This window comes from Serratia liquefaciens ATCC 27592 (assembly GCF_000422085.1).
In the GTDB taxonomy this organism is placed as follows: domain Bacteria; phylum Pseudomonadota; class Gammaproteobacteria; order Enterobacterales; family Enterobacteriaceae; genus Serratia; species Serratia liquefaciens.
Genome location: NC_021741.1, coordinates 158,563 through 173,503, shown reverse-complemented (window position 1 = coordinate 173,503; position 14,941 = coordinate 158,563). Strand labels below are relative to the sequence as shown.

General features: G+C 55.9%; 13 protein-coding genes, 4 tRNA genes and 1 other RNA gene. 5 read left to right on the top strand and 13 right to left on the bottom strand.

The window, feature by feature from the left end; all coding sequences use genetic code 11:
• Positions 1–59: 59 nt before the first annotated feature.
• Genes yigB through lptM form a run of 5 tightly spaced genes read right to left on the bottom strand, consistent with a single transcriptional unit; the run spans position 60 to position 3,474 of the window.
• A complete protein-coding gene (gene yigB, locus M495_RS00760) occupies positions 60–776 on the bottom strand; it encodes a 5-amino-6-(5-phospho-D-ribitylamino)uracil phosphatase YigB (protein ID WP_020824772.1) in 717 nt (238 codons plus the stop codon).
• Positions 776–1,687, bottom strand: a complete 912-nt coding sequence (xerC, locus tag M495_RS00755; protein ID WP_020824771.1) for a tyrosine recombinase XerC — start codon at positions 1,685–1,687, stop codon at positions 776–778. The genes yigB and xerC overlap by 1 nt, the downstream gene beginning before the upstream one ends.
• A complete protein-coding gene (locus tag M495_RS00750) occupies positions 1,684–2,388 on the bottom strand; it encodes a DUF484 domain-containing protein (protein ID WP_020824770.1) in 705 nt (234 codons plus the stop codon). The genes xerC and M495_RS00750 overlap by 4 nt, the downstream gene beginning before the upstream one ends.
• Positions 2,385–3,209: a diaminopimelate epimerase gene (gene dapF / locus M495_RS00745; protein ID WP_020824769.1), complete on the bottom strand. Its 825-nt coding sequence runs from the start codon at positions 3,207–3,209 to the stop codon at positions 2,385–2,387. Before dapF ends, M495_RS00750 begins: the two co-directional genes overlap by 4 nt.
• 58 nt (positions 3,210–3,267) lie before the next feature.
• Entirely contained in the window at positions 3,268–3,474 is a 207-nt protein-coding gene (lptM, locus tag M495_RS00740; protein WP_020824768.1) for an LPS translocon maturation chaperone LptM, read from the bottom strand.
• 78 nt (positions 3,475–3,552) lie between these two features.
• On the opposite strand from lptM, the gene cyaY reads away from it, so the two are divergent.
• On the top strand, positions 3,553–3,873 hold the full coding sequence (gene cyaY / locus M495_RS00735) for an iron donor protein CyaY (protein ID WP_020824767.1): 321 nt from the start codon (positions 3,553–3,555) through the stop codon (positions 3,871–3,873).
• A 49-nt stretch (positions 3,874–3,922) separates the two neighbouring features.
• On the opposite strand, the gene M495_RS00730 is transcribed toward cyaY, so the two are convergent.
• A complete protein-coding gene (locus M495_RS00730; protein WP_020824766.1) occupies positions 3,923–6,475 on the bottom strand; it encodes a class I adenylate cyclase in 2,553 nt (850 codons plus the stop codon).
• Between the two features lie 316 nt (positions 6,476–6,791).
• Between M495_RS00730 and hemC the strand changes: the two genes are divergently transcribed.
• The 4 genes from hemC to hemY are packed head-to-tail and all read left to right on the top strand — an operon-like array spanning position 6,792 to position 10,815.
• On the top strand, positions 6,792–7,733 hold the full coding sequence (gene hemC, locus M495_RS00725) for a hydroxymethylbilane synthase (RefSeq protein WP_020824765.1): 942 nt from the start codon (positions 6,792–6,794) through the stop codon (positions 7,731–7,733).
• Complete coding sequence (gene hemD / locus M495_RS00720) at positions 7,730–8,476, top strand: uroporphyrinogen-III synthase (RefSeq protein ID WP_020824764.1); 747 nt, start codon at positions 7,730–7,732, stop codon at positions 8,474–8,476. Before hemC ends, hemD begins: the two co-directional genes overlap by 4 nt.
• Positions 8,477–8,493: 17 nt before the next feature.
• Positions 8,494–9,618 (top strand): uroporphyrinogen-III C-methyltransferase, encoded by a 1,125-nt coding sequence (gene hemX / locus M495_RS00715; RefSeq protein ID WP_020824763.1) that lies wholly within the window; start codon positions 8,494–8,496, stop codon positions 9,616–9,618.
• A gap of 3 nt (positions 9,619–9,621) precedes the next feature.
• Positions 9,622–10,815 carry a protoheme IX biogenesis protein HemY gene (gene hemY / locus M495_RS00710; protein ID WP_020824762.1) on the top strand — a complete coding sequence of 398 codons (1,194 nt, stop codon included), beginning with the start codon at positions 9,622–9,624 and terminating at the stop codon, positions 10,813–10,815.
• A gap of 811 nt (positions 10,816–11,626) precedes the next feature.
• On the opposite strand, the gene M495_RS24725 is transcribed toward hemY, so the two are convergent.
• From M495_RS24725 to wecG, 7 genes are all read right to left on the bottom strand, one after another.
• Positions 11,627–11,755: non-coding RNA, RtT sRNA (locus M495_RS24725), on the bottom strand.
• Positions 11,756–11,786: 31 nt separating this feature from the next.
• Positions 11,787–11,863: transfer RNA gene (locus M495_RS00705), tRNA-Pro, on the bottom strand.
• A gap of 74 nt (positions 11,864–11,937) precedes the next feature.
• Positions 11,938–12,024: transfer RNA gene (locus M495_RS00700), tRNA-Leu, on the bottom strand.
• Between the two features lie 43 nt (positions 12,025–12,067).
• Positions 12,068–12,143 (bottom strand) — tRNA-His (locus tag M495_RS00695).
• 62 nt (positions 12,144–12,205) lie between these two features.
• Positions 12,206–12,282, bottom strand: a tRNA-Arg gene (locus tag M495_RS00690).
• 135 nt (positions 12,283–12,417) lie between these two features.
• Positions 12,418–13,821 carry a bifunctional threonine/serine APC transporter ThrP gene (gene thrP, locus M495_RS00685; RefSeq protein WP_020824761.1) on the bottom strand — a complete coding sequence of 468 codons (1,404 nt, stop codon included), beginning with the start codon at positions 13,819–13,821 and terminating at the stop codon, positions 12,418–12,420.
• Positions 13,822–14,188: 367 nt separating this feature from the next.
• Positions 14,189–14,929, bottom strand: coding sequence for a lipopolysaccharide N-acetylmannosaminouronosyltransferase (gene wecG, locus M495_RS00680; RefSeq protein ID WP_020824760.1), 741 nt, complete (start codon positions 14,927–14,929; stop codon positions 14,189–14,191).
• Between the last annotated feature and the right edge of the window lie 12 nt (positions 14,930–14,941).

Genomic DNA, 14,941 nt, shown 5'->3' with positions numbered 1-14,941 from the left:
AGGGAAAGCGCGTCAGCGACGCGATTCCACTGGGAATTTATACAGAGTTCTGGCAGGGATTATAACAATGCTGTCAGCGATGCCAACTGCGAAATCTCAATATGTGGCAGCAGCCGGCTATCGGCAGCCTGCATCAGGCTGCGCTGACGGTCGTTGATCCAACAGGCCTGCAGGCCTGAGCGCAACGCGCCGGCGACGTCGGTGGTTAAATCATCGCCGACGTGGAGAATATGCTCAGGGGCGATGCCTAAACGCTCTGCGGCCAGTTGATACATGTCGTGATAAGGTTTGGCGCGGCCATCCGGCCCGGAGCGCAGCACAAACTGAAAGTAACCGTCCAGCCCGCACTGCGCGGGATCGGCATTGCCGTTGGTGATCGCCACCAGCGGAAAGCGTTCGCCCAGTGCTTTCAACGTGGCGTGGGTAGCTTCAGGCACTTCGATGCGGCTGCGCCACAGCGCAAAATTCTGCATCGCCGCGTCAGCCCCTTCAGCGGCCTGGGCATCACGCAGCCCCTGACGGCTCAGCGCCAGGTGGATGGCACGCCAGCGCCACTGGGTGACGTCGTGGTAAATCTCTGGATCCTGTTCACGTAACTCTTGGCGCAGGCGGTGAAAATCCGCCGACTGAAAGTGGTTCAGCCCGGGATGATAATTCTGCAGGAAAGCCACCGACTGCAATTCGGTCTGTTTGATCACCGGACGGTTGTCGTACAGCGTGTCGTCCAGATCGAAGGTCAATGCCGCCAGCGGGCGTAGCGGACGATAAAAGTGCATCAGGATTTCCCCCGTTTGGCGCGTGGATGCGCGGCATCGTACACGTTCGCCAGATGTTGAAAGTCGAGGTGGGTATAGATTTGGGTGGTGGTCAGATTGGCATGGCCAAGCAGTTCCTGCACCGCACGCAGATCGCCGCTGGACTCCAGCATATGGGTAGCAAAGGAGTGGCGCAGCTTGTGCGGATGGATGTGGCTGTTAACGCCCTGCTTGACGCCCCATTCGGCAAAACGCTTTTGCACGTTACGGGTCGAGATGCGTTTTCCCTGATTGGACAGGAACATCGCATCGTCTGACGGCCCGAACAGGTCGCGCATCGCCAGCCAGTGTTCCAGCCAGGTCACGGCGGTGCGGCCGACCGGCAGCTTGCGTTCCTTGCTGCCCTTGCCCAAAACCCAAATTTCACCGGCGGCCAGATCGACGTGGCGACAGTCCAGCCCCACCAGTTCAGAAAGACGCAGCCCTGCCCCGTACATCACCTCAAGCATTGCGCGATCGCGTACCGCCAGCGGATCGTTGAGATCGATATCCAGCAGCTGATTCATTTCATCGACGTCGATGTTTTTCGGCAGATGACGGCCACTGCGTGGCGTGCGGATCCCTTTGGCGGGGTTGGCTATCAGCATGCCCTGGCTGACCTGCCAGTCGAGAAAACTGCGTAATGCCGACAAGCGCAACGCGAGGCTGGAAGACTGCAGGCCGGCGCGTTTACTGCGCGCCGCCAGCATCCGGACTTTGGCGGCGTCCAACGCCGGCCACTCCGTGATGCCCATATCCTGAGCCAGCGCCATCAGCGCCTGCAATTGGCGTGAATAGCTTAACTGCGTCAAGGGGCTGAGCTGGCGTTCCACCTTCAGATAGCGCAGAAAGGCATCGACCGGCTGTTGCAGGCTGGCCGCCAGCGGGGTCATGCTCGTTCGATCCAGCGTTCCAGCAGTTCCGGCAGCATGCGCGCCAGTTGATTAAGCATCACCGTGCCCATGCCCTGCTGATAATGTTGCGTATCGCGGCTGCTGAAAATCACCATACCCAGCTCGCCCTCATCACCCAGCATCGACAGCGCTACCGAGCCGACCAGTTTGGCCTGCGGCAGCAACAACAGCAACTCGGGGCCATTAAGGCTGCCAAGAAAGTGCTGTTGGTCACCCAGACGCTGAATGCGTAACGGTTCAAACGAAGAGCGCGTCAGGGCAAGGTGGGTGAAATCGGAAGGTGCGCCGATTTTCCAGCTTTCGGAAAACAGGCGGATATTGGCGCCGGCCAAACCGAAACCGCGCGCCCAACGCTGCAGGCGGTTAAGCATATCCTGCAGGCTGTCGGCGGTGGCCAGATTGGCCTGCAAATGCAGCAGGCTGGCAAACAGCGTTTCGTTGGCGCTGGCCTGCTCCATCAGCAGCGTGATTTCTTCTTCCAGCCGATGGATGTGATTGCGCTGGCGAGCCAGATGCCACTCGACCAACGATACGGTGCCGCGAACGGGATGGGGAACGCGCATTTGCTCCACCAACCGCGCGTTGCGCATAAAGAAATCCGGGTTTTGCAGCAGAAACTGCATCACGGCGTCGTCATCAAGCTCAATGCCTGCGACAGCCTGGTCCTCAACGCTCTTCATAGATGAATAAATCCGTCATATACATGGGTTGCCGGACCGGTCATAAACAGCGGGCTGCCCGGCCCTTTCCAGCGAATATGCAGGCTGCCGCCCGGCAGTTCTACATGCACCTCTTCTGACAGCAATTCCTGTTGAATCCCTACTGCCACGGCCGCACAGGCTCCGCTACCGCAGGCCTGCGTTTCGCCAGCGCCGCGCTCATAGACGCGCAGTTTAATGTGCTCGCGACTGACAATTTGCATAAAACCGATGTTGGCCCGTTCCGGGAAGCGCTCATGCCCTTCCAGCACCGGCCCGAGCAACTCCACCTTGGCGGTTTTTACATCATCCACCTGTAAAACACAATGTGGATTGCCCATCGACACCACGCCGCACAGCACCGTATGTTCCGCCGCACGCATGATGTAGGTCTTTTCTTCTTTGGTTGCGCGAAACGGCACTGCCTGGGGATCGAAGTTCGGCTCACCCATATTCACGCACACCAGATCATCGTCGGTCACGCTCAACACCATGCGCCCGGTCTGGGTACTGACGCGAATATCGCGCTTATTGGTCAAGCCTTTCAGCCGTACAAAGCGGGCAAAGCAGCGAGCGCCGTTACCGCACTGCGCCACTTCACTGCCGTCGGCGTTAAAAATGCGGTAATGGAAATCCAGTTCCGGATCGTAAGGCGGTTCTACCACCAGCAGCTGGTCAAAGCCAACGCCCAAGTGCCGATCGGCCAAACGGCGGATCAACTCGGGTGAGAAATAGACATTCTGTGTAACGGCATCGACCACCATAAAGTCGTTGCCCAGACCGTGCATTTTGGAGAACTGCATATCATACTCCGCTATCCGTCTTGGGTTTGCGGTGACTCACGCCGCCGCAAACAAGGTGTTACTGGTCGCTCATCGACGGTTTTTGCTGAGAGCCAGAAAGTTCCTGCTGATTTTTCTGTACCTGATCGCCGGTCTGAACCTGGGTAGCCGGTTTCTTAGTGCTGGCCGGATCGGCTGGCGGGAAGTACAGCGGGCCCTTCAGGCCGCAGCCGGAGAGCCCGGCAAGCAGAACTGCCATCAGCGCATAGCGTAGTTGTTTTTTCATTTGCATTAATGCCTGTAATTCATGCGTCCAAGGTCTCTATAATCGCAGGTGGATCATGAAAAGCAATAGGAATTGAATATGAACGACAGTGAGTTTCACCAGTTGGCTGACCAACTGATGCTGAATATTGAAGAGACCCTGGACGATTTTGACGGCGATGCGGACATCGATTACGAAACTAACGGCGGCGTAATGACGTTAAGCTTCGAAAATGGCACCAAAATTGTGATCAATCGCCAGGAGCCATTGCATCAGATTTGGCTGGCGACCAAAACCGGCGGCTATCACTTTAATTACCGTGACGGCGTGTGGCTGTGCGATCGCAGCGACCGCGCCTTCTACCCCTTACTGAGCGAAGCGGCCAGCGCACAGGCCGGCGAAGAGGTGACGTTTTCCTAACAATGGCAGCACTCGTCGTCAAGGCTCAGCCTGCTGAACCTTGACGATATCAATGCAGTTGAAACTGATGCTTTAGCGGCTGAGTAGCGCCGTCGGTCAGGGGAACGCACAGGCTCGACAACACGTTGCTGCGGAACGGGATCACCTGGGTGCGGCCATCAAGCTGCACGATCTGGTAGAACTGCGGTAAGTTGAAGTTGATAAAGCTGGAGCCATAGGTGAAGCGATCGTGCGAGGACGAGTAGAAACGGCTAACGTCACGCACCAGTTCCTCTTTACTGCCTTCGCAATGGTGATAAACCTCAACCCGGTTAGACTCATCCAGAATATAGATGTTAAAGCCTTTGTCGTCCGAGGTGTCTTCGAAGAAGAACTGAATAATCCCTTCGCTGGCGAAACCGTCCACCACCGGCGGCAGATGCACCTGATCGGTTTCCACTTTGATCGACAGGCCGTGCAATTTGTTGTTGGAAATGGCGCCGTAGAACTCCACCGCGTTTTCCAGCTTCTGCACCGACACGCTCAGCCGTTCGAAGAACAAGCCCCAGGTCTGGCCGGCAACCCGTACCGCTTTAAAACGGCCCGGCTCCAGTCGGGTGCTGGACAGGCGTAGCTCAATACACTCCGACACCAGCTGCTGTATACGGGTACGGATCAGGCCGCGCAGATGCTGACTGTAGCAGAACACCTCGACCGATTCTGGCGGCGCGGCATCCTGGTGCATTTTGCCGAGAATGGTCTTCAACGCTTCCAGCACCGATTGCTCGCCGCTGAAATGCAAAGTACGCACTTCGTTCCAGGAGTTGCGGTACAACAGATCGATACTGCCCACCAGGCACTGCTGTTGCTGACCAAAGCTGAATACATCGAGCTTGCGGAAATCGAAATGCACCACCTGATTGCGGAAGGCGGCGGTCGGATCGTTTTCCAAATTGACGATTATCGCCAGGTGGCGGATTTCGCACGGGCTGTACAGCGCTTTTGGCGTGGGGGCCGCCAGGCGCAGCGGGAAGTGGTGCGACACATCGGCCACCAGTTCCTGCAGTTTTGCGGTATCGCACAGGTTGCCGCTCTTGATGTGCAAACGGGTTTTCGGCGTCAGCAGCCCGTTAAAATAGGCCCAGGCCACCAGTTTGTTGAGGTAGCGGTTATATTCCAGCGGTTGATGACTGACGATCGAATCCATGGCCGGTGCCTGGTTATAAAGATACCAGCCGGTGCGGTTGGCGCGGCCAATCGGCACGTGAATAAAGGTCAAGTCGTCTTCTGACAGGTCCGGCGAAATCTGTGGGTTCACCAGCGTCACCTTGCCGGGCAGCGCTTCAAACGCGGCGTACAGCTTACGGGTCAGCACGCCGATATCCTGCGGGCTGGCGCTGACGCTAAGGTTGTTGCGGCGAGCGAAGCGGATCAGGTTGCGATAGCTTTGCATCATCGCATCCAACAATTCGTTGTGTGCTTCACGTACCCGTTCGATTTTCCAGTTGGCGCGATTATCCAGGATCGCCAGACGCTCTTCGTCCCAGCCCCATTCGCTGACCAATTGGCTGAGAATTTCACGACGCCAGCCGACGCACGCATTGGCGCGGGACAATTTTTCACAGACTTTCAGGTAGAAACAGCGGCGGACCAGGTCGAGGCGGGTAGTGTCGTTGATTTGATTCAGATAATGCGTAACGCGTTCGAGCATCATACAGTAGGCGTCGAGACCAAAGCAGACGATCTCGCCCTGATGCAGGCGCTGTTTGATGTCCATCGCCAGCAGCTGCGTATTCGGGTATTCCCAGGAATAGGCTTCCAGCAGCAGGGTTTTCAGCACCGCTTTGTAAGGCGAGTCGATGCTTTTGTACAGTTGCCACAGGCTGGCACCGAAATATTCTTCCGCCGACAGCGTGCTCAGACCGCCGAGATCCAGCCATTCGTTCGGCGTTAACGCGCCTTGCGAGTAAAGCGACAGCACATACTCATCGTAGTGTGCTTCTTCTTCGCCCGGCACCATGTTCCACAAAATACGTTTGCCGGCCAGGCGCACCGCGGTGCGGTAAAATTCGTCCAGCAGCAGGATATGTTGGGTGGAGCCGCAGTCTTCGCCCCCCAGGCTGCCGCTTTCGTTATGACGGAAGCGGTTTTCATCGATCAGGAAGAAGCTGACTTCCACCCCCATCGACGCCGACCATTTTTCCAGCAGGCTGCATTTTTGCTGCAGGCGGTTACGCTCTTCGTTGTCCAGCCAGGATTGGTGGCACACCCAGATGTCGAGATCCGAGCTGCAACTCTGGCCGATCGACGAGGTGCTGCCCATCGAGTAAACCCCGGTAATCGGCAGTTCACCGCTGGCCATTTTGTCAAACGGGCTGCCCCATTTGTCTTCTAAATCATTGAGGTAATCTTGTTGGGTTTCATCAGGCGTGTAGAGGCAGACGCCATGGGGAACGTTACCGTTCAGGTAACCTGGCATCAGTGGATGGTGGTGATGCAATAAGGTAGGCAGCAGACTGTATACCCGTTGAAACGCGGGCTTCATGGCCGCTAGGGCGCGATCGATTCGTAATTGATTGATCGCATCCAGTCTCTGCTTCAATGTCTCGATGTAGAGGTACAAGACGTCTCGCCTGATTATCCCGGTGTTTAGAAAAAAACCCGTATTCCATAAGTGCCGTTAGTGTTGGAAGAATATTTGGCAACTTATTGTTGGAAACGTGATCAATTTAACACCTTGCTGATTGACCGTAAAGGAAGTAACGCTTCACTATTATTGTAGCGCCACTCTAAACGATTTACCCGCAGTGTTAACTGCCCCAAAACACATCACACGTCCCGTTGATTCCGTTGTCCTTTCTTCGCCTGTGGCTTCTTGCACTGACAGTTTTCACACTCAGTGGTAGGATGAACGGCGAATTATAAAAACGGTAACAAGCATGTTAGACAAAATTATTCGAATTGCCACCCGACAAAGCCCACTCGCGCTTTGGCAAGCACATTATGTGCAGCAGCGCCTGATGGCCAGCCACCCCGGCCTGCAGGTCGAACTGGTGCCTATGGTCACACGAGGCGACATTATTTTGGATACGCCGCTGGCGAAAGTCGGCGGTAAAGGGCTGTTTGTTAAGGAACTTGAACTGGCGTTATTGGACGGCCGTGCGGATATCGCCGTTCACTCAATGAAAGACGTCCCGGTCGATTTCCCCGAAGGCTTGGGTTTAGTGACTATTTGTGAGCGTGACGATCCTCGCGATGCATTTGTTTCCAATCGTTTCGCATCGCTCGATCAACTGCCGCAGGGCAGCGTGGTCGGTACCTCCAGCCTGCGTCGTCAGTGCCAACTGCGTGAGCGTCGTCCGGATCTGATCGTGCGCGATCTGCGCGGCAACGTCGGTACCCGGCTGGCAAAATTGGATAACGGTGATTACGACGCCATTATTCTGGCGGTCGCCGGGCTTAAGCGCCTGGGGTTGGAACAGCATATCCGCAGTCCATTGAGCCCGGAGGAGTGCCTGCCGGCCGTTGGCCAGGGCGCAGTGGGTATCGAATGCCGCCTCGACGACGAAACCACCCGCACGCTGTTGGCACCGCTCAATCACGTTGCCACAGAAACCCGCGTACGCGCCGAACGTGCGATGAATACCCGGCTGGAAGGCGGTTGCCAGGTACCGATCGGCAGCTATGCCGAACTGGATGGCGACAGCCTGTGGCTGCGAGCCCTGGTGGGCTCTCCAGACGGCAGCCAAATGGTGCGCGGCGAACGCCGCGGTCCGGCAGCTCAAGCAGAGCAGATGGGCATTGAACTGGCGGAAGAACTGCTGGCGCAAGGCGCTCGTGAAATTCTGCAGGACGTTTATCAGGGGAATCCCCCTGCATGACGATTCTGGTAACCCGCCCCTCTCCTTCCGGAGAAGAACTGGTCAGCCGACTGCGTGCGCTCGGTCGGGTTGCCTATCATGCTCCGTTGATCGACTTCGCCCCCGGCGGCGATTTGCCAAAATTGCCGCAGGCGTTACAGCAGCTTAATGATGGCGATCTGGTGTTCATCCTGTCGCAGCACTCGGTGAGCTACGCCCATTCTGTGATGGGCCGCGTCGGGCTGTCATGGCCTGCCAGGCTGGCCTATTACGCTATCGGTCGTACCACGGCGCTGGCAATGCACCGCATCAGCAGTCTGCCGATAGAATACCCGCGTGAGCAGGAGATCAGCGAAACATTGCTGTTGCTGCCGGCACTGCAGAAGCTGGAAGGTAAACAAGCGCTGATCTTGCGCGGTAACGGCGGCCGTGAGCTGCTCGGCAACACACTGAGCGAGCGCGGCGCTGCGGTCAGCTATTATGAATGTTATCAACGCAGCCCGGTGCACTATGATGGCAGCGAGCAAAGCGCCCACTGGCAGCGTGCCGGTGTTGATACGCTGGTAGTCACCAGCGGTGAAATGTTACAACAGCTCTATACTTTAGTTCCTGATTACTACCGTTCTTCGTGGCTGTTACGTTGCTGCCTGGTCGTAGTGAGTGAACGCCTGGCTACCCTTGCCCAGGAATTGGGCTGGAGCACAATTCGGGTAGCTGATACCGCCGATAATGACGCGCTGATCCGCGCGCTACAACAAACCTGACTATGGGATGTGCCACTATGACGGAACAAAATACCCCATCCGCCCCGGTTGAAGAACCAACCTCTGCGGTTGAGAGCCCCCAGCAGCCAGACGCTGAAAAGCGTAAAGGTAAAAATACCGGCCCGGTGTTGGGCGCGATCGCGATCGTGCTGGTTATCGCTCTGGCTGCCGGCGGCTATTACCATACACATCGACAGGCGCAGCAGCTTATCGCCGCCAACCAAACGTTGCAGCAACAGCTTGAAGCGCTGAAACAGAACCAACAGCAGGAAAGAAGCGCGCTGGAAGGCCTGCTGCAGCAACAGGGCAAAACGCTGGACGCCGCCGATCGCGAACAGGCAACCCTGGCGCGACAGCTCAATGAACTGCAAGAGAAAGTCGCCATCATCTCCGGCAGCGACGCCAAAACCTGGTTGCTGGCGCAGGCCGATTTTCTGGTGAAGATGGCCGGGCGTAAGCTGTGGAGCGATCAGGACGTCACCACCGCCGCCGCGCTGTTAAAAAGCGCCGATGCCAGCCTGGCTGACATGAATGACCCGAGCCTGCTCGAGGTTCGTCGCGCCATCACCGAAGACGTCAGCACGCTGTCCACGCTGACTCAGGTGGATTTCGACGGCATCATTCTCAAGACCAATCAGTTGTCCAATCAGGTGGATAATCTGCGCCTGGCGGATAACGACAGCGACGAAGCGCCGATGGATCAAGACAGCAGCGAGCTGTCGAGCTCGATCGGCGAATGGCGGCAAAACCTGGCCAAAAGCTGGCACAACTTTATGGCCGACTTTATTACCGTCCGCCGCCGCGATAGCAATGCCGAGCCGCTGCTGGCCCCGAACCAGGACATTTACCTGCGCGAAAATATCCGTTCGCGCCTGCTGGTTGCCGCACAGGCCATCCCACGCCATCAGAACGAAGTGTATAAGCAGTCGCTGGAGACCATTTCCACTTGGGTTCGCGCCTACTTCGATACCACCGACCCGGCCACGAAAGCGTTCCTGGAAGAGTTGGATACCCTGAGCCAGCAGTCGATCACCATGGACGTGCCGGATCAGCTGAAAAGCCAGCCGCTGCTGGAAAAACTGATGCAGACCCGGGTGCGCAATCTGATGGCCCAGTCCCCTGCCGCTCATCAGGAGGGATAAGCCATGTTACGCGTGCTATTTCTGTTCCTGGTGCTGATCGCCAGCGTGGTGGTTGGGCCGATGTTGGCCGGCCATCAGGGCTATGTGCTGATTCAGACCGATAACTACAATATCGAAACCAGCGTCACCGGCCTGGTGATCATGGGTATCTTGCTGTTTGTGGTGCTGCTGGTGATCGAGTGGATCCTGCGCCGCATCTTCAGCACCAGCGCCCGCACTCGCGGCTGGTTCCTGGGCCGCAAACGCAGCCGTGCGCGTAAGCAGACCAAGGCCGCGCTGATCAAACTGGCCGAAGGTGATTACAAGCAGGTTGAAAAACTGCTGACGCGCAATGCCGATCACGCTGAACAACCGGTGGTGAACTACCTGTTAGCTGCTGAGGCCGCACAGCAACGGGGTGACGATTTCCGTACCAATCAGTACCTGGAACGCGCCGCCGAAGCCGCCGACACCGACCAGCTGCCGGTAGACATCACCCGCGTGCGCATTCAACTGGCTCAGGGCGAAAACCATGCGGCACGCCACGGTGTCGATCGCCTGCTTAACCAGGCTCCGCGTCATCCCGAAGTATTGCGACTGGCGGAAATGGCTTATCTGCGCACCGGCGCTTTTGCCTCATTGCTGGAGATCCTGCCGTCGATGAGCAAGATCAATCTGCACAACGAGGCTGAGCTGCAGGCGCTGCAACAACAGGCCTACATTGGCCTGATGAATCAGGCGATGGCGGATGAGGGCAGCGATGGCCTGAAACGCTGGTGGAAAGATCAGAGCCGCAAAATCCGGCATGAGGTGCCGTTGCAAATCGCGATGGTGGAGCACCTGATCGAATGCAATGACCATGAACTGGCGCAAGAGATCGTGCTCGACAGCCTCAAGCGCCAGTATGACGAACGCCTGGTGTTGCTGATCCCGCGTCTGAAGTCCGGCAACCCGCAACAGCTGGAGAAAGCGTTGCGTCAGCAGGTGAAGCAGCATGGTGCCACACCACTGCTGAACAGTACCCTGGGCCAGTTGCTGATGAAGCACGGCGAATGGCAGGCGGCGGCCGATGCATTCCGGGAAGCGCTGAAACAGCGTCCAGATGCCTACGATTACGCTTGGCTGGCTGACGTGCTGGAGAAGCTGCACCGCTCGGATGAAGCCGCACAGATGCGTCGTGAAGGCCTGATGCTGACGCTGAAGCAGAACGGCGAATAACGCACAATGCACTGTCTTCAAGGCGCGCCCACAGGTCGCGCCTTTTTTATCTAACGTTGTTTATACCCAAGATAGTTGGAGTCACAGCAAGGCGGCAAGCTCACGAATCCCCAGGAGCTTGGTCAACCAAGTGACTGGGGTGAGAGCGCGCAGTCAACGCAGCTGTGGCTTCAAATATGATGGGTATTAGGCAAAAAAAAACACTTGCCGCGGTGGCAAGTGTATAAAAAGCAATCAGGTCTAGGACAACAGGGGCGGTGCCTCACTCAACGTTATGCCCGGAGTGTGATGTCGACCATTGCAAGCAACGCCGTCATCGTTCTGGTGGGCAATAGGCACCCTAAATCGGCTCTGCGTCATTCCCAGGGTTTATGAAGCCTAAGGCGAACATAAGAGGTGGAATGAGCATCTACATGGTGGATATTGCACTTGGCGTGCCAACTTTGGGAAAAACGCATCGTTCCTTCAGGCGAAAAGCCTAATAAGCTGAATTAAAACAGATTTAATCTCAGCACTTCGTTTCATTCCGCTCACTGCCCTTTCTGCTGCTATCACCTGACGTTTGCAGATATGTCGCCTTAAAACGACGACTTAAGCCAAAGTCATTTTTATTCAATAAAATCAATTCATTAAATGTCTCAAGCTGACGACAATGCGGCATGCCGATGTCGCCGGAAGCCAACACCAAGCCAAAAGCGTCCTGGCGGGATACGATAGATAGCGGGCAGAGGCAAAACCAGTGCAGGAGGACGCAAAGCGGAATGTCAGAAAGCAAAAAGCCCGTTCATTGCTGAACGGGCTTTTCTGAATGTAGTCGGCGAGAGAGGATGACTTGCATCTGCGATGCCGCCCTACGGGCCGCTGCTAAAGCAACGTTGTCTCGCTGCGCTCGGCTCAAACCTCCTTCGGAGGTGCTCATCCTATAAACTACAGATGTAAAAAAACCCGCTAAAAGCGGGTTTTCTTGAATGTGGTCGGCGAGAGAGGATTCGAACCTCCGACCCACTGGTCCCAAACCAGTTGCGCTACCAAGCTGCGCTACTCGCCGATTTCTTGTTGCAGATACTACTAAATTTTATCGCTTATGTCTATGTAAATATTAAATTTATTAGACATTTTGTGTGGTGCGAAGAGAGGGACTTGAACCCTCACGTCCGTAAGAACACTAACACCTGAAGCTAGCGCGTCTACCAATTCCGCCACCTTCGCACAGTCACAAAACAGCTTAAAATTCTTCACTTCTCTTAGGAAGTGGGGTGGCTAATGGGACTCGAACCCACGACAACTGGAATCACAATCCAGGGCTCTACCAACTGAGCTATAGCCACCATTACTTCTTAACTACTTCACGCGGTAATACTACCACCGCAGCTCTTGCACACAAACTTAATGGTGCGCCCGACAGGATTCGAACCTGAGACCTCTGCCTCCGGAGGGCAGCGCTCTATCCAGCTGAGCTACGGGCGCATAGCGCCGTTGCGGGAGGGGATACTACGGATTTAACACAATCCTGTCTAGTGCTTTTTCGCAGAAATGTTGTGTTTGATTACGCTTTGCTCACTCCCGCGCAGGAAAGCGCTATCCGTAGCCCCTTTTCACCGGTTATTGCTGTGTTTCTGTCCGTTTTTCAGCCGGATGATGTTTCTTGTGCATGCCGAAAGCAAAGTAGCACAGGCTGACTGCCGCTAAGAAAATCGCCCCGACCAGCAAAGAAATTCGCGTATCCGGGTTAATTCCCATGCCGATCAGCACGCAGACCAAGAAAGCGATGGTCAGATAGTTCACATAGGGGAACATAATCGACTTAAAGCTGTGGGTTTTAATCGCTTCTTTATGGGCGCGACGGAAATACAGTTGGCTAATCAGTACCACGAACCACGGCACCATGCCTGGCAACACGCTGGCGCTATAGACATAGACAAACACCGCCTGTGGATTGGGGATAAGGTAATTCAACCCCGAGCCGACCAGCAGGCAGGCAATGGTCACGGCGATACAGTTAACCGGCACGCCGTTGGCGGACAGCTTGGTCAACGACGCCGGCAACTGCCGGTTTTTAGCCAGTGCGTACAGCATACGGCCACCGCTGTACATCCCGCTGTTACAGCCTGAAAGCGCAGCCGTGAGCACCACAAAGTTAATGATACCGGCGGCAGCGACGATGCCGATTTTGGCAAAGGTCAGCACGAAGGGGCTACCTGCGGTGCCAATGCCGTTCCAGGGGAAGATGGTGACGATGACAAAAATGGCACCGACGTAGAAGATCAGGATACGCCACAGGATATTGTTAATCGCACGCTTCAGAGTCACCTGCGGGTTTTTGGCTTCACCGGCGGTGATCCCCACCAGTTCAACGCCCTGATAGGACGCCACAACAATACAGAGCGCGAACAGGAAACCCTTCCAGCCGCCGGCAAAGAAACCGCCGTGCTCGGTCAGGTTGGCAAAGCCAATCGGCTGCCCGCCATTCCCGAAGCCAAAGAAGATCACCCCCAACCCCACCAAAATCATCACAATGATGGTGGTAACCTTGATCATAGCAAACCAGAACTCCAGCTCGCCGTACAGGCGCACGGCGGCCAGGTTGGCCAGCGCTACCATCGCCACGGCGATTAACGCCGGTATCCACTGCGGGATTTCCGGGAACCAAAACTGCACGTAGACCCCAACGGCGGTGATTTCCGAGATGCCTACGGCAATCCACATAAACCAATAGCCCCAGGCGGTCAGGTAGCCAAAATAGGGATTCATGTATTTATGGGCATAAACGGCAAAGGAGCCCGCGACCGGTTCAAGGAACAGCATCTCGCCCATCGAACGCATAATGAAGAACACGAACAGGCCGGCGATGATATAAGCCAACAATACCGATGGCCCCGCCCATTTCAGCGTGCTGGCCGAGCCCATAAACAGGCCCACCCCGATGGTGCCCCCCAGAGCAATCAGCTCGATATGCCGGGCTTCCAGCCCCCGGTGTAGGCCTTGCGGTTTTTCTTTGTGTGCCATAAATCCTCAATATTATTTTTTTGATTGTGTTTGCATGCCGGCCGTTACCGGTCGTTATTGTTTTAATGAAAATAGCGTAAAACCTCTCCCGCCGCGTTGGCGGACACCAGCTTGTGATGGGACGATCTTACGGTGAGAAAAACGTCGTTAAGCGCTATCACGTTTTGCGCCAACGCTCAGGGATAATTTCCGGGCGGTATCGTTTCGCATTTTGCCGCTATAAGCAAACCGCAATTTAAAACTTTATGGAATAAATACAGGCGAGTTTATGGGCTGAGGTTATAGGAGTGCTGACGAATCCGTCATAAAGCAGGTTATTTGAACAACATGGCGCGCCGGGGCGGGATCTTCCGCCCCAGCATCGTTCTTACATCTTGCCGCGGTAATAATAGCTGACAAACTTCAGCAGTTTCAGTTGGCGTCCCAGGCGGCTCGGTTGACTTAACAGCCGATAGAGCCACTCCAGACCGAGGTTCTGCCAAATCTTTGGCGCACGCTTCACGTGCCCGGTGAACACGTCGTAAGTACCGCCTACGCCCATATAGAGCGCCTGCGGATGCACTTTACGGCAGTCACGCATCAGGATTTCCTGTTTCGGCGATCCCATGGCCACCGTCACTATGGCGGCACCGCTGCCGCGAATGCGCTCGAACAGCGCATCTCGCTGTTCAGGCTTGAAATAACCGTCCTGGCTGCCCACCAGGTTTACATTCCACTGGCTACGCAGCTTCTCTTCGGTTTCCGCCAGCACCGAGGGTTTGCCGCCAATCAGGAAGACCGGCGTACCCTCGCGTCCGGCACGCTGCATCAACGCTTCCCACAGGTCGGCTCCCGCGACGCGTGATACCTGCGCCCCCGGGTATTTACGGCGTATTGAGCGCACCATGCTGATGCCGTCGGCATACTTGTATTCCGCTTCATCCAGCAAGGCGTGCAACGCCGTATCTTCCTCCGCCTTCAGTATCTTTTCGGCGTTCATCGCGACCAGCGTGCCCTGCTTTACCCGGCCGCCGTCAAACAGAAAATCCAGGCATTGCGCCATATCGCGAAATCCCCACAGGCTGAAACCGCGCAGCTCATATTGAGGAACCGAAATTTTTGCGTCCATCGTTATTATTAC

Excerpts from the sequence above, each read along its gene's own strand:
- wecG (WP_020824760.1), bottom strand. The coding sequence starts at position 14,929 with ATGGACGCAAAAATTTCGGTTCCTCAATATGAGCTGCGCGGTTTCAGC.
- yigB (WP_020824772.1), bottom strand. The coding sequence starts at position 776 with ATGCACTTTTATCGTCCGCTACGCCCGCTGGCGGCATTGACCTTCGAT.
- hemD (WP_020824764.1), top strand. The coding sequence starts at position 7,730 with ATGACGATTCTGGTAACCCGCCCCTCTCCTTCCGGAGAAGAACTGGTC.
- xerC (WP_020824771.1), bottom strand. The coding sequence starts at position 1,687 with ATGACCCCGCTGGCGGCCAGCCTGCAACAGCCGGTCGATGCCTTTCTG.
- M495_RS00750 (WP_020824770.1), bottom strand. The coding sequence starts at position 2,388 with ATGAAGAGCGTTGAGGACCAGGCTGTCGCAGGCATTGAGCTTGATGAC.
- lptM (WP_020824768.1), bottom strand. The coding sequence starts at position 3,474 with ATGAAAAAACAACTACGCTATGCGCTGATGGCAGTTCTGCTTGCCGGG.
- hemY (WP_020824762.1), top strand. The coding sequence starts at position 9,622 with ATGTTACGCGTGCTATTTCTGTTCCTGGTGCTGATCGCCAGCGTGGTG.
- hemX (WP_020824763.1), top strand. The coding sequence starts at position 8,494 with ATGACGGAACAAAATACCCCATCCGCCCCGGTTGAAGAACCAACCTCT.
- hemC (WP_020824765.1), top strand. The coding sequence starts at position 6,792 with ATGTTAGACAAAATTATTCGAATTGCCACCCGACAAAGCCCACTCGCG.
- thrP (WP_020824761.1), bottom strand. The coding sequence starts at position 13,821 with ATGGCACACAAAGAAAAACCGCAAGGCCTACACCGGGGGCTGGAAGCC.
- dapF (WP_020824769.1), bottom strand. The coding sequence starts at position 3,209 with ATGCAGTTCTCCAAAATGCACGGTCTGGGCAACGACTTTATGGTGGTC.
- cyaY (WP_020824767.1), top strand. The coding sequence starts at position 3,553 with ATGAACGACAGTGAGTTTCACCAGTTGGCTGACCAACTGATGCTGAAT.